We start from the raw sequence: 22,413 nt of genomic DNA, 5'->3' as shown, positions 1-22,413 counted from the left end.
ATATGATGACTTTTATTGATAAGTATATTATGCCTGGGGCGGTAAAGGTAGGAAATAACCGGCATTTGCTTGCGATCCGTGACACATTGATTGGAATGATAGCGATTACAATGATTGGGTCATTCGCCGTCCTGTTTAATAATCTAGGGCAAGTCATCAAGCCTTACGGTAGAATGATGGAGGCCATCTTCGGTCCTGCATGGAATACGCTGGGCGGTGATATTTGGTTTGGAACCTTTGCATTCATGACGGTATTCGCTGTATTCGGCATCTCTTATAAATTGGCACGATCATACGGTGACGATGGTTTTGAAGCGATGTTGGTTTCCGCAGCCTGTTTCTTCTTATTATTGCCTCAAATCGGAAATGTCACCTTGACCATCGATGATAAGGATGTAACAGGCGGGGCATGGGGTTTTGTAAGCGTTAACTATTTTAATGCTACAGCTTTATTTACAGGAATTGTCGTTGCCTTAATTGCCACTGAAATCTTTGTGAGACTTTCACGAGTGAAATATTTAGTCATCAAGCTGCCTGATGGAGTACCCCCAGCGGTAGCCCGTTCATTTGCAAAGTTAGTGCCGGGTATGGCGACGATCTTTATCGCTGGTGTATTCGGACTGCTATTCCGTAAAATTACGGATGGGCAAATACTGAATGACTGGCTTGGTAAAGTGATTGTATCTCCATTACAAAGTGCAGTAGATTCATTGCCATTCGCTATTTTACTAGTATTTCTTGTTCATTTATTATGGATGATCGGTTTGCATGGACCCAATATCCTTGGCGGGATCACGACACCGCTTTTTGAAAGTTCGGGAGTGAAAAATATCGATTTATATGCAAAAGGCATAAAAGACATGGATCAATACGGGGTATTGGCGGGTTCTTTCCTGGATGCATTTGTTTATTTAGGCGGATCTGGTGCAACATTGGGCCTGATCATTGCAATGATCATTGCCGGTCGGAAACGGTATAAACAGATGATTGCACTCGGAGGGGCACCAGGAGTGTTCCAGATTAACGAACCCATTCTTTTCGGGTTGCCTATCGTTCTGAATCCAATGTGGTTCATCCCATTTGTTCTCGGCCCGGTAATTACAACCGTGATCTCTTATATCGCGGTAAGCAGCGGAATGGTTTTCCCGATCGTCGCCAAGATTCCATGGGTTACCCCTCCGATAGTGGGTGGATTCCTGGCGACAGGCGGGCATATGTCCGGAGCGGTCTTGGCTGCAATCAACTTAGTCATTTCAACAGTGATTTATTTACCATTCGTTTATGCTCAAGTGAAGATAGACACCAAAAATAAAACAGAGCTTACAAAAGATTCAGAAACGCTAAGCGTTTAAGAAAGCGGTGATGAAAATGGAAAAAGAAGAATTATACCAGCTATCCTTTCAATTGATTTTATATAGCGGGAATGCGAGAAGCTTTGCAATGGAAGCGATGCAGGAAGCAAAGAAAAGGAATTTTGATTCTGCTCGCGTGAAAATAGCCGAGGCCGAAACGGAATTACTGCAAGCCCATAAATACCAAACCCAATTAATCCATGCTGAGGCGGGCGGGGACCAATTTGATCTTCCCATTATCCTGGTGCATGCACAAGATCATTTAATGACAGCGATGACTATAAAGGATCTTGCAATTGAAATGATTGATCTACGCGAAGAATTCTTACATGCAGAGGCTGTGAAGGAGAGGACTGCTGAATGAGCAAGGGGCTGAAGATTGTCACGATTGGCGGAGGTTCGAGCTATACGCCCGAACTGATCGAAGGTTTCATCAAATATCATGAAAAACTTCCTGTGAGTGAAATTTGGCTCGTGGACATCGAAGCGGGAAAGGAAAAGCTTGAAATTGTCGGGAATTTGGCAAAAAGGATGATTGAAAAGGCTGGTGTGAATATTGAAGTCCATCTCACGTTAGACAGAAAGAAAGCGCTTAAAGGCGCTGATTATGTAACAACCCAGCTGCGGGTTGGCCAGCTAGCAGCAAGGGCGCTTGATGAAAGGATTCCATTGAAACACGGAGTGATCGGACAGGAGACGAACGGACCAGGAGGGCTTTTCAAGGCTTTTAGAACGATTCCTGTCATTCTGGATATTGCTCATGAAATGGAGGAATTATGTCCGGAAGCATGGCTGATTAACTTCACGAATCCTGCAGGAATGGTAACGGAAGCAGTTCTGCGTCACAGTAATATTTCCAAAATCATCGGCCTTTGCAATGTGCCGATTGGTATGGAACGAGGTGTTGCGGATTTAATGGATGTAGAGCCATCAAGAGTCCGGATCGACTTTGCTGGCTTGAACCATATGGTTTACGGCTTGGATGTATTCGTTGATGGCGAGAGTGTCAAAGATCAAATCATCCATTTGATTACAGATCCATCTAATGCTGTAACGATGAAGAATATCCATGCAATGGGCTGGGAACCGGAATTCCTAAGAGCGTTAAACCTGTTTCCGTGTCCATACCACAACTACTATTATAAAACGGGAGATGTACTAGCCCAGGAATTGAAGGATGCAGAAAAAGGGGAAACACGTGCAGAGGTCGTTCAAAGACTTGAAACAGGTTTATTTGAGCTATACAAAGACAAGGATCTGGCCATCAAGCCGCCGCAGCTTGAAGAGCGCGGAGGTGCGTACTACAGTGATGCTGCTGTGCGGTTGATTTGCTCGATGCATACCGATAAGCGAGATATTCAAGCGGTAAATACCGTAAACCATGGTGCGATTGAAGGCATCCCCTATGGCTCGGCGATTGAAACCAGTTGCGTGATAACCAAGGATGGTCCTAAGCCTATCAATGTAGGTGAGCTTCCTGTCGCAGTCCGCGGTTTAATACAGCAAATCAAATCCTTTGAAAGGGTAGCCATCGAAGCCGCAATTACAGGCGACTATGATACTGCATTGCTTGCCATGACGATCAATCCACTCGTTCCAAGTGATCGGGTTGCAAAACTTATCTTAGACGAAATGCTGGAGGCGCATAAAGAGTATTTGCCGCAGTTTTTTGAAAAAAAGGAGTTGCACGATAATTTATCATGATTGAAGTCCTTGTAAATGCAGATGATTTCGGGTTGACTAAAGCGGTGAATTATGGGATTTTGGATAGCCACAAATATGGGATTGTCAATTCGGCGACGATCATGATGAATGCGAAAGCAACTGAGCATGCGATTGAAATCGCAAAGAAGACCCCTTCGTTGAAAGTAGGTATACACTTAGTGCTGACATGGGGTAAACCTTTATTGAGTGATGTTCCGAGTTTAGTTGATGAATCAGGTTTTTTTAAAAAGCAAGCGTTGATATATGGGGATCCTGCCGGTATTTCCTTGAGGGAATTGGAGAGGGAGTGGTCAGCACAAATCGAAAGATTCTTGGAATTTGGCTTATTTCCGACTCATTTCGACAGCCATCATCATGTACACGGGATCACAGCATTTCTACCTGTAATAAAAAAGCTGTCTGATAAATACGGATTGCCAGTGCGTAATGCCGGAAGGCACCTGGCTGGGATTCAAACCGTTACAGATGTATTCCTGGATGATTTTTATGGAGATATGGTGGTTGAAGATTATTTTCAAAACTTGAAGGGAAGGGTACCGGATGGGGCGAGCGTGGAGATAATGACCCATCCTGCTTATATGGATGAAGAATTGATGGAAGTCTCCTCTTATAATGATAAACGCTTGAAAGAAACCCGGATTTTGACACATGCAAAATTACCTGAGGGATTTTCCCTTAGATTCAGCATCAACCAAGTTAAGATTTGATCATTACAAAAGAGGACCATTCATCAAATGATGAATGGTCCTTTTAAATTCAATGAGTGCTATATCTAAAAATTAATAAGCCAAGCTGAATAGGGCTTTGATGTGTGATAGATAGCGAACATTACTTGCTTCTTTCATCAATGTAGCCGGCAGGCCTTTAAGGGAAGTGTTATTGGCCCCAACGGTTGCCACCGCATCCTTACGGCCTAGGCTCGCAAGTGTACCTGAGTTTACAGGTGAAAATTCTTCAAGTTTCTTGCCTTCAAAGGCTGCATATAGGTTGTATCCAACAAGCTCACCCATTTGCCAAGCATTTTGTGCAGTAGGAGCGTATGGACGGCCGCCTTCTGGAGGGAACGCAACGGCGCTGTCCCCGACAACGAATACGTCATTATGGGATTTGGATTGTAAATACTCATTAACGGTCGCTTTGCCGCGATCCACTTCAAGGCCTGATTCGCCTACGATAGGAAGAGCCGCAACTCCGCCTGTCCAAACAAGCGTATTGGCCGTTATCGTTTGTCCATCTTTCAACTCGATTTGATTTCCTTTAACACCCGTTACAGGCAGACCTGTCAGGAATTCAACACCGCGTGCTTCCAAGCTTGTCATCGCACGTTCGATCAAGTGGTCAGGCAGGACCGGAAGGATTTTTGGACCAGCTTCCACAAGCTTGATTTTCAAGTCTTTGAAGTCCACTCCGAATTTTTTGGCGATTTTAGGGAAATGATCCACGATTTCACCGATTAACTCGACGCCTGTCAATCCGCCGCCGCCGATCACGATAGTTGCGTCCGCTTCATTATTCGTTTGTGCATATTCGCGTATGCGATCTTCGATATGTTTGTAAATTTTGTTTGCATCGTTTACGGATTTCAAGACCATGCTGTTTTCCTCAAGTCCCGGAATGCCGAAGAATCCTGTTTGGCTTCCTAAAGCAACAACCAGGGCATCATAAGATAAAGTGGAACCATTGGCAAGTTTCACTTCTTTGTTATCCACTGAGAAAGAATCCACTTTGGAAATGATAAGGTCGATATCTTTTCCTTTGAAAAGTTTTTCCAACGGAATGGAAACGGCTTGTTCAGAAATAGATCCGCCTGCAAGACGGTGCAATTCAGTGATGATTTGGTGTGTTGGAAATTGGTTCACCACTGTAACCTGTACTTCATCCTTTTTGTAATATTCACGTACGGATAAGGCAGATAGCAATCCAGCGTAACCTGCACCTAAGATGACGATTTGTTTTGACATAGTTAATCCCCCGTCCTTACTGATTGAAAATTCATCAAATTATTTTTGGTTTTTACGTTCTGAAGAGACTTCAAGAAAAGCTTGGGCGAAACGGAAAAGTTTTTGTGCTTGTGGGTCTTTCATCATTCTTAACAGACCAAAAAGACCAATCACGTCATGATTCACTTCAGCACGATCCTTAGCTTCGATGGCAGTAACCGCAAGCCCTTTCACTGAATCGACTACAGGTGTCGCGATCTCCGAAATGGCGCTGACCGTATCGTTTTTCAAAACATCATCAGTCGCAACCGATTGAGCGAAATCATAAGACTTTGTTAAAATATTCACTAACTCAGTCAGTTTTGGTAACTGCTCAACTAAAGTGTTCAATGATTCCTGAACCTCGGGCTTTAAAAGCTGATCAAGGATATCCAATTGTTCTTGGTTTGCAGAAATATTAAGTGTTTCATGTTCAGGTTTTGAGACTACATCTACCATATCTAATTCCCCTTTATACTTCATTATTTTGATTAATGTGTTTTCCGCCGATACTACTAATCATACGACTCTAACCTCTTAATTTCAAATATTTCTTTTGTGATACGAATATAATTTTTATAGTTATTATTAACAGTTATTAGGTGGATTTTGTGATTTCTCTTAATATTCCAAAAAAACATTAAGATTATTCTAATTATAATACCTTATATAAAGAGACATTCTATAAGATTACGATTGGGGGTTCACCGCATTTCCTATTATATAAGGGGCATGATCAATCGGCTATCGGCAGAATATGTAGACATCTTTTGTTTTGAATATATGTTTGGTTTGCTATAATGTCCATAATCTTTGAATATGACATGCCTGAATGTGACCCAGGAATATTTTATCTGGTTTAGGGTAAAGAATATTATCGGAATTGGAGTTGATGCCCTTGGTAGAACGCAGGATATTAGAGGTCCGTGGTGAGAATATCGAAATATCCTCCAGGTATAATGAAAAATATAGTAAATGGAATTGTACAGCCAAAATCCCCAATAGTTCCATCATTGCTTATTGTCGTGATAAGAATAGGCTTCGTGCTGAGACAGTTTCTATGAGCAGGTTACTAATTACTTATGACGACTATAAAGTTGTCTGAGATGTATAGGGATGATTCATAAATAGAAAAAAGGCGCATAACCTAGAAAGATGATGGTTGGGCGCCTTTTTTATTGGATGAAAGAAGGAGGAATAATGCTAAGTTTCATCATCAGCTCCCTATATATCTCCGAAAACTACCGATTTATCTACGAATTATACGATTTATTGATTTTTTGACAAAACTCTTTCTAAAAAAGCTATTTTCTTATTGAAATGCAACAAAATTGTCAAAAAAAATATCAGAAAATACTGATAAGGAAAGTAAAATTATGTTAATATATTTAAAAAAAGTATTATTTTCTAAGTAATAATAACTTTTTTTAAACGATCTCCATAAATGGAGTGTAGGGCCTGACCTTAGCAGGCTTACAGAATAAGATTATCAATTGATTTTGCTAAAATAAACTGAAATGGAGTGGTAGAATGGTTAATATTACCGGATATGGAAAAGCGACAGAAGAGGCAGTAAATAATTTTCAGCAATTTGTGGGTTTTGAGATCCCTGCAGATTATAAACAATTTCTCCTTACACATAATGGCGGCACAACTGCTGTTCAAAACAGTAAGTTTTATGTAGATGGATTAGACACGCTCGTTTGCTTAAATGTACTTTATGGATTAGAGATTCAAGATAAAGAACTGGATCTACAGAAATGGCATGAAGAAAATAGGAAAAACTTACATAAGAATTGCATTATAATAGGTAATGATACATGTGCAGGTAAAATCTTGCTGATAGATAACGAAGAGGAAAAGGGAGTTTATTTCTGGGATCAGGGTTGGTATTCGGATCCGTCAAGTCAGGATGAAAATATTTATAAAGTTGCAACGAGTTTTAAATCCTTCATTGAGGGATTGAAAATCCCGGAAGAAATCTAATTTTATTTGAATCCCCTTGATTGGCTCATCCCATTCAAGGTTTTTTATTTTCATTTCAATAAATGGAATGATATGAAGGATTGTCAAGTTAATGAGGAGATAAAGATGTATAAAATATTATTGGTTGAAGACGATTTCAAAATAGCGGGGATCTTAGTCAATTATTTAAAAAGGTATGGGTATGAGGTATTTGAAGTGAAGCAACTGGACCAAGTCTTTGCGGAGTTCCAAGAGGTAATGCCAGATCTGGTTTTATTGGATATTAATCTTCCCTATTATGATGGTTTTCATTGGTGCCGCCTAATAAGGGCGGTTTCAAAGGTTCCCATCATATTCATCTCTGCAAGGACAGATGAAATGAACCAAGTCATGGCCATTGAATATGGGGGGGATGATTATTTAACAAAACCGTTTCATTTGGAAGTGGTACTAGCGAAAATAAAGAGTGTCCTACGCAGGGTGTATGGTGAATATGCGGAAATATCCTCATCCCACCAAAAAATAAAGGAAATGGATGGGTTAACGCTTTATACGGAAAAAGCGATGATCGAATATCAGGACAAGCGGGTAACGTTAACTCAAAATGAGTTGAAATTATTGAGTTGTTTACTACGTCAGTATGACAACATTGTCTCGCGTGAAGATTTACTTGAAGCATTATGGAATGATGATTCATTTGTTGATGACAACACATTGACCGTCAATGTCACAAGGGTACGGAGAAAACTTGAGGATATTGGCGTCAATCACGCCATAACAACTAGCAGGGGAAAAGGATATCGACTTAAAATAGTGCAAGGTGAAGAAAAGTGAAGCTGAAATCCTTTATAAAAGACCGTCTTTATTTTATTTTTTATACCGTTCTATTGGTAGGCCTGCTTATCATTGCTTATGCATTAGCCGTTCTGGAAGCGGGGAATCACATATCGATTTCGAATATCTTCTATTTATTTATTCTCGCGTTGTTTATGATGCTTCTATTTTTAGGGGCGGATTATATAAGGCATTACCGTTTTCTTAATCAATTAGTAAGGATGAAGCAAGAACCGAGCTTGTCGTTTGAATATGTCGAAGCTTTTAGGGAACCCCTGTCAAATGAACAAAAGTTATGGATGGAACTTTTTCAACAAATGAACCAGGTAACAATTGGACAATTACAAGAACAAATCAAACAGAAGGAGCAATATGAGCTGTTGATCCATCAATGGGTTCATCAAATGAAGACACCCGTTTCAGTCATTTCCTTACTGGTTCAAGAAGGCAAAAGGACAATTTCGAGTGAATCGATGAAGGATTATCTTAAAGAGATAGAAGAAGAAAATGATCGATTTCGCAGAGGACTGGAAATTATTTTGCATGGAGCAAGGCTGCAGCGTTTTTCGGAGGATGTAAAATCGGAGCGGGTTGACTTAATTAATCTAGTCAAGCAAGTGATTAACGAAGAAAAGAAACAGTTCATCAAACGGTTCATATATCCCAGGCTTGACACGGAGCTTGAGAATTTATATGTGCATTCGGATCGTAAGTGGCTCCACTTTGCCATTAGTCAGGTGGTCTTTAATGCACTGAAGTATTCAAGGCAGGAAGAGCATGACAGCATAACGTTCAGCGTTGTTGAAAAAGAGTCGGAGATTATGCTTAGGATAACAGATCAAGGAATTGGAATCGTCCCGCATGATGTAAAACGGGTGTTTGATCCATTTTTTACTGGAGAGAACGGGCGAGCCCAACAGGAGTCAACCGGGATGGGATTATATCTAGTGAAGGAAATCGTTAACAGGCTTGGGCATGGTGTTACCATTCAATCGACTGTATCGGAAGGGACTACTGTGGAATTTCTCTTTAAGACAAATACCTTACATGAAAGGTGACAGAATTGTAAGGGTGTTAAACGATTATGTAATAAACTTCGATGGGAACCTCCCGCTTTATTCAATATACTTACGGTAAGAAAGGGAGGTATTTTAGGATGTCGATATTAAAAGCGGAGCAATTATCCAAAACTTATTTTCAAAAGCAGGGGAATTTATTTCATAAAGCGTTACATAATTTCACCATGAATGTACAGAAAGGGGAATTTGTCGGGGTGATGGGACCATCAGGCAGCGGGAAAACCACTCTGCTTAACTTAATGGCCACGATTGATAAGCCGACCACAGGTAATGTCATTCTAAATGATCAAAACCCTAACGAATTAAACAATCAGGACCTGGCTTTGTTTCGCAGGAGGGAGATTGGGTTTGTTTTTCAAGACTTCAACCTTCTTGATACACTTACCGTTCGCGAAAATATCCTCCTTCCTTTAGCGTTAGATCATTATAAATTGAAGGAAATGGAAAATAGGGTAAATCAGTTGGCGAACCTTCTTGGTATAGAAGGGATTTTAGAAAAGCGGACTTATGAAATTTCCGGAGGTCAGCAGCAACGAACGGCTTGTGCAAGAGCGATGATTCATGAGCCTTCCATTATTTTAGCGGATGAACCTACTGGTAATTTGGATTCCAAATCCGCCAAGCAGGTAATGGATACCCTCACGACACTTCAGGAGAAAAAGGGAGCAACCATCCTCATGGTCACTCATGACCCGACTGCTGCCAGCTTCTGTGACCGGATTCTATTCATAAAGGATGGCAAGTTCTTTTCGGAGGTGCACAGCGGAGGGGAAAGACAGAGTTTCCATCAAAGGATTTTAGATACGTTAAGCGTTTTGGGAGGAGTCTATCATGAACATCCGACTTCTCGCTAAGAGAAATATCCAAGGAAATGCACAACGTTATCTAGCTTATTTTTTCAGTATCGTCCTTTCCGTCTCAATCTTTTTTATTTACGCATCATTTATCTTTCATCCTGATGTGGTCACTGCGAATATCCCGGGGGGACAGCTAATTAGTAAGGGACTCATTGCAGCAGAAATAGTGATCATCATATTTTCGGTTTTCTTTATCGCTTATTCAAATTCCGCATTTATACAGCCGCGGAAAAAAGAGTTTGGGCTGCTGACACTGCTTGGAATGTCCAGATCCCAACTAAGAAAACTGATTTACTTGGAGCAAACGATGGTTTCCCTCATATCCATCCTGATTGGGGTAGGCTTGGGCCTTTTGTTCTCAAAGTTATTCTTAATGGCAGTTTCTTGGTTATTGGCTGTAGAGCAACCAATATTGTTTGTCTTTGTCCCTGAAGCCTTTGTTTATACGATTGTTGGTTTCGTTTTGCTATTTCAGCTACTATCGCTCCTTTCATTGTTTCACATTGGAAAAGCGGAGGTCGTCGATTTACTAAAAGATAAACAAAAACCAAAAAAGACGCCCTTCGTTTCAAAGTGGCTAATTGCATTATCAGCAGTTTGCTTAAGCGTTTCTTATTATTTGGCAGGCACTATGTCGTTGAACAATTCTTATATTCGAGTAATGCCCATTTTATTCTTCGTACTTATAGGCACCTACTTTTTATTCAGCCAAAGTATTGTCGCTCTTTGCAGCAGGCTTTACCGGAAGAAGAAAAGCTTATATGGCGGAACGCATTTAATCACTCAAACAAACCTGATCTTTAATATTAAAGACTATTCGAGATTATTCTTTTTGACCTCGATCATAACAGCCGTCATTTTAACAGCAGCAGGCACACTTTTCATGTTCAGTGCAGACTTAAAAAAGCAAGGGATGAATAACATTCCGCAATCAATTGGCTGGGTGGAAAATGACGCTTCTATATATTCCATTATTGAACCATCCGCAGTAGAGGAAGCATTAAAGGAAGATGGATTCAAGATCCTTTACGAAGTAAATATGACGGGTGTACCCATTACCCACATGTTACCCCATATGAGAACGGGAGAATCCAATGAAAATAGGTCATTATTAATCTCGGAAAGTGATTATAACAATGTGGCTGCATTGCGAAAGATTGATCCGGCAAAGTTATCTGGAAAGGAAGCGTTATACATTTTTCCTTATGGAGGACTGGATTATCACTTCGTCCAAAAGGGAGAAAAAAAGGAACTTCACTATGGTAAACAAACCATGCAGGTAACTATGATTGGTCAGCGCAATCAATCCATAGTCACCCCCCTAAAGTCAGCAACGACCCTGATGGTGGTCGATGATCGGCTGTTTCAAGAAATAACTGCTGATGTGCCTATAAAAGAAAAGGTAAGAGTACGCGGGTACGAAATTAAAGATTGGGAAGAATCAATCGAAACATCCAGTAAAATCGAAAAAATGTCTAACAATCCAGACCATAATCAATTGCAAACAAGAGCTCCGATTTATCAAGAAATGAAACAGGGAAGCATTTTGATACTTTTTATCGGCTTGTTTGTCAGTTTATTATTCTTTATCGTCCAAGGAAGCATGATGTATCTCCGAGTTTTTACGAATTTAGAAGATAAAAAAATCCAAATTCATGCCCTTCATCGATTGGGACTGACAAAAAAAGAAATACGGCAAATTTTAAGTGCAGAAATACGCACCCTCTTTTTCGCTCCTTTTCTGATAGGGATGACTCATGCCATCATCGCCTACGTAGCATTAAGCAATTTATTGGGATCCAACTTGTTCGTCTATTCTGCTATGGTCATCGGAATGTATTTTCTTTTTCAACTGCTATATTATCAAGTAACAAAAAAGATGTATGAGCGGGCAGTCATCAATTCGATTAAATAAAAGCTGTCATTTAAAAATGGAATCAGGGGGCAGGCCCTGATTCCATTTTTGTTTTCCTATATGAAAAATTGGTTAATATGTACTATTGAAAGGGAAGTGATTCACTTTTTTTGCGAAACTTGATATAAAAAATGTGAATTATGGTGTAACTTTACAGACGGAACCTTTAGGTTCTTGTAATATTTTCATATAAAGGGTAAAATTATTTATTTGTAGAGAAAGTACCAAACCCAACATCGTTAAATTACTATATTAGTATAATTATTTACTGGAAATGATATGATTTATTAGAAAAAATTATTAATTGATTCAATGCAGATAAGATATGAAAAAGTTAAATGGTCGAAAGTTAGTGGGTAATCTGTTAATTACTTGATAAATTATAGTATTATATACCTGGAATTATAGAGAATATTAGATTTTTCTCTATTTCTTTGTCCCTTTATATAGTAAACTCAGAATAGGTTCGTTAACTTTTAGCTGCTAGAGATGAGGTAAGTTTAATCCTATGAAAAATAAAAAGTTAAGGGCATTTCTTTATTTGACCATTCTTTTATTGATTGTTTTCATTTTTCTAAATATGTTTTCAACATATTTAAGCATTAAAAATTCTGTCCAAAAATCCGTTGCTAATCAAAACTTGGTAGCTGCTAGATCTATTGCCGACTCGATGGATATAGAGGCCTATCAGCGATTTCTTAATAACCAAGTAAATAGCCGGGAATATAAGGATATAAAAACTTACTTAGAGGATGCCCGTGAAAAAATAGGAGCGCTATATGTTTATACCATCATGATTGATAATCCGGAAGTATCTAAGGCTATGATTACTGGGTTTTCTAAAGATCATAAAGGGGATTTTCCTATCGGTGGTGCATGTACTGTTCCGCCGGAGCAGGTCAAACGGGGGTATGAAGGCAGAAGCTTCATTACCGGGATTCTAGAAGATCCGGAGTATGGTGAATATTTGACTGTGGGAGTGCCAATGAAAAATAAAGATGGCGACATAATTGGTTTTTTGGGCATTGATGTGAGCGCAGAAGATATTAATGCCATTAACGGCAAGGTATTGAAAAGCAGCATTGCCATTCTTGTCTATAATGGTGGATTTGTTATCATGCTGCTGGTTACCTTTTTTGTCATTCAAAAATGGTATCAAAAGGAACTGACACGTGAAGTGGGGGATACGGAAGATACGTATCAATCGGAATTTCAATCGCTCATTGCTTCAGTCCGCTCATTGAGGCATGATTTTTCCAATCATATTCAAGTTATACATGGACTGCTTAAATTAGAGGAGAATGCAAAAGCACTCGAATACTTAACCGGTCTTTCAAAAGAAGTGCATTCAATTGAATCGATGCAATTGGATGTGACTCACCCGGGCTTATCTGTTCTGTTAGAGACAAAAAGGCTCTCGGCCCAGAATTATAACATTGATATAGAGGTTGATGTTTCATTCGAATCCTTCAATCGAATTAAAACAATCGATTTGATTAAATTATTATCAAATGTTATCGACAATGCTATTGAGGCAACAATTGAATTGCCAGAGCAAGAACGCCGAATGAATATTTCCTGCAAAGCTGATGGTGAAAAGTATACGTTTATGGTCACGAATACCGGACCAATGATTTCGGAATTAGATTTGGAGAATATATTCAACAGCGGATTTTCAACCAAAAAGGCACAAAAGGGAAAAGTTCGCGGACAAGGATTGTTCATCGTTAAAGACTTAGTGAACAGATATGATGGAGAGATTCATGTACAATCCTCAGTAAAAGCAACAACCGTTACGATGATCATACCCGTAAATGGAAAAATCGGCTAAATTGATCTAAAGACAATAGAAAAAAAGGTATGATTCCTCAAATGCAGAAGGAATCATACCTTTTTTTGCGATTCCATTAACTGGATTATAGCTCCTTCTGCCAGGGGAGGGGCAATGGATCTGTGAGCCTCAAATGTATTTTCGGCAATTCTACACTCTGACAATCTGAGAGATATAACTATGACGATTAATAGGGGGAAAAAGTTGAATAAAAGTACCTGAATTGGGCATAATGGGTAGATGTTTAGCTGCTTTCATCGAGATTATGATAAGATAGGGAAAAATCATTTAAGGCAGTGAGATTGTGAAAAAACAAAAAGGAAAACTTCTCGTTATCATTGGACCGACTGCTGTTGGGAAGACGAAGATGAGTATTGAGATGGCAAAGTTATTTAATGGTGAAATTATTAGCGGGGATTCCATGCAGGTTTATAAGGGGATGGATATTGGGACTGCAAAAATCAAAAGGGAAGAAACAGAGGGAATTCCTCATTATTTACTTGATATTAAAGACCCTGATGAACCATTTAGTGTGGCGGAGTTCCAGGAACGGGCTAATGCTTGTATCAAGGAGATCCAAAACAGGGGTAAACTTCCCATTATCGTCGGTGGAACAGGATTATATATACAATCGGTCATTTATGATTATCAATTTTCGGAGGCGCCATCCGACCCTGTTTATAGGGAGGGACTCGAAAAACAGGTTAGGGAGTTGGGGATTGATCCCATTTTTGAACAATTACGCAGTGTTGACCCGGAAAGCGCGAATCGGATTCATCCTAATAATGTAAGAAGGGTGATCAGGGCACTAGAGATTTTTCATTGTACTGGTAAAACAATGAGTGAGCAGTTGAATGAACAGCCTACAGAATTGAAATATGATACGTGCATCATTGGATTGACTATGGAACGTGAAAGGTTATATCAACGCATCGATCAACGTGTTGATGGCATGGTGGAAGAAGGGCTGATTCAAGAGGTAGAGTCATTTTATGAAAAAGGTTTGAGGGATTGCCAATCAATCCAGGCTATAGGATATAAAGAAATCTATGATTTTTTTGATGGTAGGGCTTCTTTGGATGAAGCAGTTGAGACATTGAAGCAAAACTCCCGTCGATATGCAAAAAGGCAATTGACCTGGTTTCGGAATAAAATGGATGTAATTTGGTTTGATATGACCGATCTCAAGGGTTTTCCAAAAAAAATACATGAAATATCTGGATTTGTAGCAGGAAAGCTTTTCAGTGAAGGCGAATACATAAATTTAGAGAGAAAAGAGGAGGACTAATACATGAAACAATCAGTAAATATTCAAGATCAGTTTCTTAATCAATTACGTAAAGATGGTACGTATGTGACGGTGTTTTTACTAAACGGTTTCCAGATTAGAGGACAAGTGAAAGGGTTCGATAATTTTACCGTTTTATTTGAATCAGAGGGCAAACAACAATTAGTCTATAAACATGCGATCTCTACATTTGCTCCACAACGTAATGTTCAGATTGATTACGAAGTGAAGGAATAATCATATATATGAATGTAAAAAACAGGTTTAGCTTATAGCGACCTGTTTTTTTTGCATGGACTTCTCTGTTCTTTTTCAAAGAATCGATAATTTTACGTACCTGATTTGAATATATATTAAGGAACGGATTATTTTCCGGGAAACCGCAGGAAATGACATTACCCCTAATAAAATGGTGAACGGAAATGGAGTTTGTCGAAACGTATCCTCCGAGGAAATAATCCTGTCAGAGTAAGCTTCTTATCAGGTAGGAATGGGGCTTATTCTCGAAAAGAAATAAACGAATTTTCCGATGGGGTAGTTTTGGCTAGGCAATATATGCCTATGACCATCATAAATTGAAAATTGTGGTGTTAGAGTTAGGGTCCAAGATGGAGAGGTGAATGCATTGGAACAACCGATCCGTATGAAAAATAACGGGCAAATCAATATTGTGTTTAACGCGGAAAATAGAAAAGCGCTACAAAAGGATCTGCCGATAAAAGAAATTTTGGTACAGGAAATCCCCCACCAGCATGTGGCATTGAAAGAGATTGAAGATGAACTGAAAGCGCTGGTTGGAATGGAAGAAATGAAACGGATGATAAAAGAGATATATGCCTGGATTTACATCAATAAACAGCGTGAGGCAAAGGGGTTGAAAACTGGCAGGCAAGCACTGCATATGATGTTTAAAGGAAATCCCGGAACAGGGAAAACAACGGTTGCACGTTTAATCGGTAAGTTGTTTCAAAAAATGAATGTCCTTTCGAAAGGGCATTTAATTGAGGCGGAGAGGGCAGATTTAGTCGGGGAATACATTGGTCATACTGCCCAAAAAACTAGGGATCTAATTAAAAAGGCCATTGGCGGGATCCTATTTATTGATGAAGCCTATTCCTTGGGAAGAGGCGGCGAAAAAGATTTTGGAAAAGAAGCCATAGATACCCTAGTCAAGCATATGGAGGATCGGCAGCACGAATTCATTTTGATCCTTGCAGGATATTCGAGGGAAATGGATTATTTCCTCAGCCTTAATCCTGGTCTTCATTCCAGGTTCCCGCTTGTGATTGATTTTCCGGATTATACGATTGAACAGTTAATGGAAATAGCCGATCGGATGCTGCAGGAAAAGGAGTATCTAATGAATCGGGATGCCGAAAGAAAATTAAAAGAACATTTAATCATATTGCGTTCATTCCGGGGACCTATTTCATTTTCCAACGGACGTTATATCCGCAATGTACTTGAAAAGTCTATCAGGGCGCAGGCAATGAGGCTTTTACTGGAAGATTCATTTGAAAAATCCGATTTACTGACGCTGACCAGCCAAGATTTGATTTTCGATGATGATGAGAAAGAATGACATGGAAAAGCCCACCAAGATGGCGGGCTTTTCAAATTTATGTTTTAGGCACCCATTTCTTATTGGGAAGATGCCAATTGTTGGTGTAAGATAGGACTCGCAATATCGTGATGACGGCAAAGAGCGAATAAAGCTGCCATGACTGGGATAATACACCACTGCCTAGAGCCAAGCCTGCAATGATGGCCCATACTACGTAGATTTCTTTTCTGAAGACCAATGGCTTTCTTCCAGCTAACACGTCACGGATTATCCCGCCGCCGCATCCGGTTAATGCAGCTGATACAATGATGGCGCTTATTGGGTGATTAAGTTCCACAGCATACATCGCCCCTTGGATGGCAAAGGCTGAAAGGCCAATGGCATCACTAAGGTTTCCCCATCTGTCCCAGTGCTTTGAAAGGTTTGTAGGAAAAACAAAAACGATGGTGATGGATACTAAAGCGATGACAAAATAGAAACTTTGATCCCATAACGCTGAAACGGGGACACCGATCAATAGATTGCGCATTGCCCCTCCGCCAAAGGCGGTTATGATTCCCAAAATATAAACTCCCAAAATATCATACTCTTCTTCCATGGCGATGATGGTTCCGCTAATAGCGAATGCAATCGTACCTATTAAGCTTAATACTTCCCATGTCATATGAATGTCCCTCTATGTCTTTTCGATTTTAATGGTAAAGCCAAATTTGATTTTAGCATGTTATCGGAATTTTTAAAACGGTTAAAAGCTTCGTTTTGAGGGAATTTTTATATATTCGATTTTTTTGTTATGATTAACAGAAATCTACCAGAAAGTGGTGCTTGTGATTTGGAAGAAACAAAAAAGGAAACGGCCGTGTTGATTGGGTGTCAAACAACTGAGGCTAATGAACGTTTTGAATATTCACTAGATGAATTGGCTTCTTTGGCGAAGACGGCGAATGGTGAAGTTTTAATGACCATTTCCCAGAAAAGGGAAAGTGTTGATCCCGCTACATATATAGGAAAAGGAAAAGTGGAGGAACTTCGGAATCTGGAAGAGGAGCTGGAGCCGGATTTATTTATCTTTAATGATGAACTATCCCCGAGCCAGATTCGGAACCTTTCGAAACAATTGGAGGCAAGGATCATTGACCGGACACAGCTAATATTGGATATTTTTGCTCAGCGGGCGCGATCCAAAGAAGGGAAGCTGCAAGTTGAACTTGCCCAGCTCCAATATTTATTGCCGCGTTTGGTCGGACAGGGGACGGCGATGTCCAGGCTAGGAGGCGGAATCGGCACCAGGGGACCAGGGGAGACGAAGCTGGAAAGCGACCGACGCCACATCCGTGGGAAAATAGATGAAATCAAGCAGCAATTAAGTGGAATAGTGAAGCATCGTGAACGCTATCGCGATAGAAGGAAACGTAATAAGACCTTTCAAATAGCACTTGTAGGATACACGAATGCAGGTAAATCAACGCTGTTCAACCGTTTGACAGAGGCGGATTCATACGAAGAGAACCAATTGTTCGCTACATTGGATCCCATGACACGAAAGGCGATTCTTCCTAGCGGATTTACCGTGCTGCTGACGGATACTGTTGGATTCATACAAGATTTGCCGACATCTTTAATTGCCGCATTCCGTTCTACCCTTGAAGAAGTGAAAGAAGCGGATCTGTTGCTCCATGTGGTCGATTCCTCAAGTACAGATTACTTTAATCATCAGAAAACGGTGCAGGATTTGCTAAATGACTTAGATGTCCCTTCCATTCCACAGCTAACGTTGTATAATAAGAAAGATAAGATTCACACTGATTTTGTCAGGTCAGCAAGTCGTGCTTCATTGATGATCAGTGCCTATGAAAAATCGGACTTGAATCAAATCATGGAAGAAATTGAAAAGTACGTGATTGAAGAAATGGTCCCGTATCATGTTTTCCTGCCGTCGAGTGAGGGTAAATTATTATCACAGCTGAAAAATGAAACCATATTGCGCATTCTCTCCTTTAATGAAGAATCGGAAAGGTATGAATGCAAAGGTTTTTGTCTAGCTGATCATCCAATAACCGGGCAGCTGGAGAAATATTCATTATAAAGGGGAATTTTGATGTATCAGCAGTTAACTAATGGAGAAGTGTTGAAAAACATTGCCGAGGAAGTGGAAGCAATGATTTCTCCGTTACATAAGCAAGTGGACGAACGAATTGAAGAAAATCAATTCCGCGTATTACAAAGTTATCAAGCACATAGAGTGAGTGATTCCCATTTCATCCCGACAACAGGGTATGGATACGACGATATGGGCCGCGATACGCTGGAATTGATATATGCAGATGTATTTGGAGCGGAAGCTGGATTGGTGCGCCCCCAAATTATTTCAGGCACACACGCCATCTCCACCGCTCTTTTCGGCATATTGCGCCCAGGGGATGAATTGTTATACATAACTGGAAAGCCGTATGACACTTTGGAGGAAATTGTAGGTATCCGGGGTTCGGGTATCGGATCTTTGCGTGATTTTCAGATCAGCTATAAGGCCGTTCCATTAGGGGAAACTGGCACCGTTGATTTCGAAGCCGTCAAACAAGCCATCCAACCAAATACGAAGATGATCGGTATACAACGATCAAAAGGGTATGCTACACGTCCTTCCTTTACGATTGATGAAATAAGGGAAATGATTTCTTTTGTAAAAGACATTAACCCTGAAATCGTCGTATTCGTGGACAATTGTTATGGAGAGTTTGTCGAGACGCAAGAACCATGTCACGTCGGAGCGGATTTAATGGCAGGTTCACTCATTAAAAACCCCGGTGGCGGGATAGTGAAGACCGGAGGATACATTGTTGGTAAAAAGGACCTGGTTGAAGCTTGCTCCTATCGGTTAACATCACCAGGAATTGGGGCTGAAGCAGGTGCGTCGCTTTATAGTCTGCAGGAAATGTACCAAGGATTCTTCCTTGCACCACATGTCGTGGGCCAAGCTGTTAAAGGAGCCATTTTCACAGCTGCCTTTTTAGAAAAACTCGGTATGAATACATCTCCTAAATGGGATGCGAAGCGAACTGACTTGATTCAATCCGTCCAATTTAATGACCGGGATAAGATGGTTGCCTTCTGTCAGGCCATCCAATATGCCTCACCAATCAATTCACATGTGACCCCATATCCTGCCTATATGCCAGGATATGAAGACGATGTAATCATGGCTGCGGGTACCTTTATACAAGGGGCCAGCATTGAACTTACGGCAGATGGTCCGACAAGGGCTCCATATGTTGCCTACGTTCAAGGCGGCTTGACATACGCCCATGTTAAAGTAGCTGTATTGACTGCAGTGAATGCGCTAATGGACAAAAAGCTGATTCAATTGTAAACGAAATTAAGTTAGGAATGTTATGGGAATCCAAATACAATTGGATTCCCGCAAAAGCAATAGTCATAATATTTGAGTAGAACAAATCATTTAATTTTTCTGAAAGAATCATGTTATAAAATGTAACATCATATTGACAAGTTTAATAACATGATATAAGATAATTTTAGATAAACAAAAGGAGGATGCTAAGAATGAGCGGCAACAACATTCGGCGTTCGATGCCTCTTTTTTCCATCGGAATCGTCATGCAGCTAACTGAGTTGTCTGCACGCCAAATTCGATATTACGAAGAGCATCAACTTATTACTCCTATGAGAACAGATGGAAATCGTCGGGTTTTCTCATTAAACGATATCGATCGACTGCTTGAGATTAAAGACTTAATCGAACAAGGAGTCAATCTGGCCGGCATCAAAAAGATTTTCACTGTAAAGGAACAGAATTTACCTAAAACTCAAGAATTAGAACAAGCGGAAAAGATAAGACAGGACCTTAGTGACGAGGAGCTTCGCAAGCTTCTGCGTACCGAGCTTTTACAAGGAAGCAAGCATCGAACATCTCTTCGACAAGGGGATATGTCCCGTTTTTTCCAATAAAAATATGATTTATGAATGATTATTAGGGGGAAAAGAAATTGACAAAGTTCACACGTGAAGACATCACTCGTTTAGCGAAAGAAGAAAATGTTAAGTACATTCGTTTACAATTCACTGACATTTTAGGGACAATTAAAAACGTTGAAATCCCAGTCAGTCAATTAGAAAAAGCACTTGATAATAAAATGATGTTTGACGGATCTTCCATTGAAGGCTTCGTACGTATTGAAGAGTCTGATATGTACCTATATCCTGATTTAAATACATGGGTTATCTTCCCTTGGACTTCCGAAAAAGGTAAAGTCGCACGGTTAATCTGTGATATTTACAATACGGATGGAACACCTTTTGATGGAGATCCACGTGCAAACCTGAAACGTGTTCTTGCAGAAGCTAGGGAAATGGGCTTCACAGATTTCAATCTTGGACCTGAACCTGAATTCTTCCTATTCAAACTGGATGCAGCAGGCGAGCCGACTCTAGAATTGAACGATAAAGGCGGATACTTTGACCTTGCACCTACTGACCTAGGAGAAAACTGCCGTCGCGATATCGTTCTTGAGCTTGAAGAAATGGGATTTGAAATCGAAGCATCCCACCATGAAGTAGCTCCAGGACAACATGAAATTGACTTTAAATATGCAGATGCAGTTTCAGCTTGCGATAACATCCAAACATTTAAATTGGTTGTTAAAACGATTGCCCGCAAACATGGTTTACACGCGACATTCATGCCAAAACCATTGTTCGGTGTTAACGGATCTGGTATGCACTGTAACGTTTCTCTATTCAAAGGCAAGGAAAACGCATTTTATGATAAAGAAGGTAAATTGGAATTAAGTAAAACAGCTGAGCAATTTATCGCAGGTATCATTAAGCACGCTCCAAGCTTCACTGCGGTAACAAACCCAACTGTTAACTCATACAAACGTCTAGTTCCTGGTTACGAAGCTCCTTGTTATGTTGCATGGTCCGCTAAAAACCGTAGCCCACTAATCCGTATCCCAGCATCACGCGGAGTAAGTACTCGCGTAGAGGTACGCAGTGTCGATCCAGCAGCAAACCCATACTTGGCACTTGCAGTTATACTAAAAGCTGGTCTAGACGGTATCAAGAACGACTTGACTCCTCCAGCTCCAGTTGACCGCAACATCTATGTTATGAATAAAGAAGAGCGTGAAGAAGTAGGTATCGTTGATCTACCAGCTACTTTATATGCTGCATTGGAAACATTAAAAGCTGATGAAGTCATCAAAGAAGCATTAGGTGAACATTTACTTGAACACTTCGTCGAAGCAAAAGAAATCGAGTGGGATATGTTTAGAACACAAGTTCACCCATGGGAACGCGAACAATATATGTCAATGTATTAATCTTTCAAACCCTTGGCACCTCTGGTGTCAGGGGTTTTTCTATTTCGGGCATTTATTCATAAAATCTAATGAAGTTATCAACTGCCCGATAAATGCCCGGAAAAAATCAAAAAAAATTAATCAAGGACATTTTTCATATCAGCCAACAAACCATTGAGAATATGGCCGCGTTAATGAATAGCATGGAACAAAGAATAACAGCATTAGAGAATTAAAGTTTTTTTCAACAGAATAAGGGTGAGGGAAATATATTCAATCCGTTTTCAATCACATTCGATATCAGCAAAGCATATCCAAGTCTTCTCTTAATTAGAGAATGGCTTTTTTTATTTTGCATTGAAAGGGGGTCAAAATAGTTAATATGATTCTAGAAAAGGGTGCATTCGCAGCCTTATTTGTATGGTTATTTTTCTCAACAATGAAAACTAACAAAGAACGTGAAGCGAATTATCAAGCAGTAATCGAAAAGAATCAAGGCGTAATTGAAACACAAGCTCAAGCGTTCCCTACATTGGCTCAGGATGTAAATGAAATTAAACAAATTATTGTTAGCGATAGCAAGAATTGAAACATAATCAAGGAGGAATTTGTATGGATAAGGCAAAACAATATGTAGCAATGATTGGCGGTGCTCTCGGGGCACTGCTTTTATTTTTTCAATCAGTCGGTTATCAGGTTGAATGGT

At 40.0% G+C, this 22,413-nt stretch carries 21 protein-coding genes; 18 read left to right on the top strand and 3 right to left on the bottom strand.

Annotated elements, in window-relative coordinates; genetic code table 11:
* Positions 1-2: 2 nt before the first annotated feature.
* Genes ACFRAK_RS04775 through chbG form a run of 4 tightly spaced genes read left to right on the top strand, consistent with a single transcriptional unit; the run spans position 3 to position 3,784 of the window.
* Positions 3-1,352, top strand: coding sequence for a PTS sugar transporter subunit IIC (locus tag ACFRAK_RS04775; RefSeq protein ID WP_387600055.1), 1,350 nt, complete (start codon positions 3-5; stop codon positions 1,350-1,352).
* Positions 1,353-1,368: 16 nt separating this feature from the next.
* Positions 1,369-1,716, top strand: a complete 348-nt coding sequence (locus tag ACFRAK_RS04770) for a PTS sugar transporter subunit IIA (RefSeq protein ID WP_387600058.1) — start codon at positions 1,369-1,371, stop codon at positions 1,714-1,716.
* Positions 1,713-3,056 carry a 6-phospho-beta-glucosidase gene (locus ACFRAK_RS04765; protein WP_387600061.1) on the top strand — a complete coding sequence of 448 codons (1,344 nt, stop codon included), beginning with the start codon at positions 1,713-1,715 and terminating at the stop codon, positions 3,054-3,056. Before ACFRAK_RS04770 ends, ACFRAK_RS04765 begins: the two co-directional genes overlap by 4 nt.
* Positions 3,053-3,784 carry a chitin disaccharide deacetylase gene (chbG, locus tag ACFRAK_RS04760; RefSeq protein ID WP_387708759.1) on the top strand — a complete coding sequence of 244 codons (732 nt, stop codon included), beginning with the start codon at positions 3,053-3,055 and terminating at the stop codon, positions 3,782-3,784. The genes ACFRAK_RS04765 and chbG overlap by 4 nt, the downstream gene beginning before the upstream one ends.
* Before the next feature lie 72 nt (positions 3,785-3,856).
* On the opposite strand, the gene ACFRAK_RS04755 is transcribed toward chbG, so the two are convergent.
* Both ACFRAK_RS04755 and ACFRAK_RS04750 read right to left on the bottom strand, forming a co-directional pair.
* Positions 3,857-5,038 (bottom strand): NAD(P)/FAD-dependent oxidoreductase, encoded by a 1,182-nt coding sequence (locus ACFRAK_RS04755; RefSeq protein WP_098373865.1) that lies wholly within the window; start codon positions 5,036-5,038, stop codon positions 3,857-3,859.
* Positions 5,039-5,077: 39 nt separating this feature from the next.
* Positions 5,078-5,515, bottom strand: a complete 438-nt coding sequence (locus ACFRAK_RS04750) for a helical membrane plugin domain-containing protein (RefSeq protein WP_192204106.1) — start codon at positions 5,513-5,515, stop codon at positions 5,078-5,080.
* A 1,071-nt stretch (positions 5,516-6,586) separates the two neighbouring features.
* Between ACFRAK_RS04750 and ACFRAK_RS04745 the strand changes: the two genes are divergently transcribed.
* The 9 genes from ACFRAK_RS04745 (at position 6,587) to spoVK (ending at position 16,407) form a co-directional block, all read left to right on the top strand.
* Positions 6,587-7,042, top strand: coding sequence for an SMI1/KNR4 family protein (locus ACFRAK_RS04745; protein ID WP_394571374.1), 456 nt, complete (start codon positions 6,587-6,589; stop codon positions 7,040-7,042).
* Positions 7,043-7,147: 105 nt separating this feature from the next.
* A complete protein-coding gene (locus ACFRAK_RS04740) occupies positions 7,148-7,855 on the top strand; it encodes a response regulator transcription factor (RefSeq protein ID WP_387600071.1) in 708 nt (235 codons plus the stop codon).
* Positions 7,852-8,913 carry a sensor histidine kinase gene (locus tag ACFRAK_RS04735; RefSeq protein WP_387600074.1) on the top strand — a complete coding sequence of 354 codons (1,062 nt, stop codon included), beginning with the start codon at positions 7,852-7,854 and terminating at the stop codon, positions 8,911-8,913. The genes ACFRAK_RS04740 and ACFRAK_RS04735 overlap by 4 nt, the downstream gene beginning before the upstream one ends.
* Positions 8,914-9,011: 98 nt before the next feature.
* The gene (locus ACFRAK_RS04730) at positions 9,012-9,788 is read left to right on the top strand and encodes an ABC transporter ATP-binding protein (protein ID WP_387600077.1); all 777 of its coding nucleotides are present in this window, start codon (positions 9,012-9,014) and stop codon (positions 9,786-9,788) included.
* Positions 9,766-11,706 carry an FtsX-like permease family protein gene (locus ACFRAK_RS04725; RefSeq protein ID WP_394571373.1) on the top strand — a complete coding sequence of 647 codons (1,941 nt, stop codon included), beginning with the start codon at positions 9,766-9,768 and terminating at the stop codon, positions 11,704-11,706. The genes ACFRAK_RS04730 and ACFRAK_RS04725 overlap by 23 nt, the downstream gene beginning before the upstream one ends.
* 508 nt (positions 11,707-12,214) lie before the next feature.
* The gene (locus ACFRAK_RS04720) at positions 12,215-13,537 is read left to right on the top strand and encodes a sensor histidine kinase (protein WP_394571372.1); all 1,323 of its coding nucleotides are present in this window, start codon (positions 12,215-12,217) and stop codon (positions 13,535-13,537) included.
* A 301-nt stretch (positions 13,538-13,838) separates the two neighbouring features.
* Positions 13,839-14,825 carry a tRNA (adenosine(37)-N6)-dimethylallyltransferase MiaA gene (miaA, locus tag ACFRAK_RS04715; protein ID WP_394571442.1) on the top strand — a complete coding sequence of 329 codons (987 nt, stop codon included), beginning with the start codon at positions 13,839-13,841 and terminating at the stop codon, positions 14,823-14,825.
* A 3-nt stretch (positions 14,826-14,828) separates the two neighbouring features.
* Positions 14,829-15,062 carry an RNA chaperone Hfq gene (gene hfq, locus ACFRAK_RS04710; RefSeq protein ID WP_034313436.1) on the top strand — a complete coding sequence of 78 codons (234 nt, stop codon included), beginning with the start codon at positions 14,829-14,831 and terminating at the stop codon, positions 15,060-15,062.
* Between the two features lie 388 nt (positions 15,063-15,450).
* Positions 15,451-16,407 carry a stage V sporulation protein K gene (gene spoVK / locus ACFRAK_RS04705; RefSeq protein ID WP_387600086.1) on the top strand — a complete coding sequence of 319 codons (957 nt, stop codon included), beginning with the start codon at positions 15,451-15,453 and terminating at the stop codon, positions 16,405-16,407.
* 37 nt (positions 16,408-16,444) lie between these two features.
* Here the strand turns inward: spoVK and ACFRAK_RS04700 are convergent, their stop codons facing one another.
* Positions 16,445-17,053: a trimeric intracellular cation channel family protein gene (locus ACFRAK_RS04700; protein WP_387600089.1), complete on the bottom strand. Its 609-nt coding sequence runs from the start codon at positions 17,051-17,053 to the stop codon at positions 16,445-16,447.
* A gap of 168 nt (positions 17,054-17,221) precedes the next feature.
* Here ACFRAK_RS04700 and hflX point away from each other — a divergent pair, with 168 nt between their 5' ends.
* The 5 genes from hflX (at position 17,222) to ACFRAK_RS04675 (ending at position 22,296) form a co-directional block, all read left to right on the top strand.
* Complete coding sequence (gene hflX, locus ACFRAK_RS04695) at positions 17,222-18,475, top strand: GTPase HflX (protein ID WP_394571371.1); 1,254 nt, start codon at positions 17,222-17,224, stop codon at positions 18,473-18,475.
* 12 nt (positions 18,476-18,487) lie between these two features.
* A complete protein-coding gene (locus ACFRAK_RS04690) occupies positions 18,488-19,756 on the top strand; it encodes a methionine gamma-lyase family protein (RefSeq protein WP_260288875.1) in 1,269 nt (422 codons plus the stop codon).
* Between the two features lie 194 nt (positions 19,757-19,950).
* Positions 19,951-20,355, top strand: coding sequence for a MerR family transcriptional regulator (locus ACFRAK_RS04685; protein WP_192204117.1), 405 nt, complete (start codon positions 19,951-19,953; stop codon positions 20,353-20,355).
* Between the two features lie 38 nt (positions 20,356-20,393).
* The gene (glnA, locus tag ACFRAK_RS04680) at positions 20,394-21,728 is read left to right on the top strand and encodes a type I glutamate--ammonia ligase (protein WP_192204118.1); all 1,335 of its coding nucleotides are present in this window, start codon (positions 20,394-20,396) and stop codon (positions 21,726-21,728) included.
* A 361-nt stretch (positions 21,729-22,089) separates the two neighbouring features.
* Positions 22,090-22,296, top strand: coding sequence for a BhlA/UviB family holin-like peptide (locus ACFRAK_RS04675; RefSeq protein WP_387707186.1), 207 nt, complete (start codon positions 22,090-22,092; stop codon positions 22,294-22,296).
* The last annotated feature ends 117 nt before the right edge of the window (positions 22,297-22,413 follow it).

The sequence above is a fragment of the Peribacillus sp. NPDC056705 genome (genome assembly GCF_043656335.1).
This window is presented reverse-complemented; position numbering and strand designations above follow the sequence as displayed.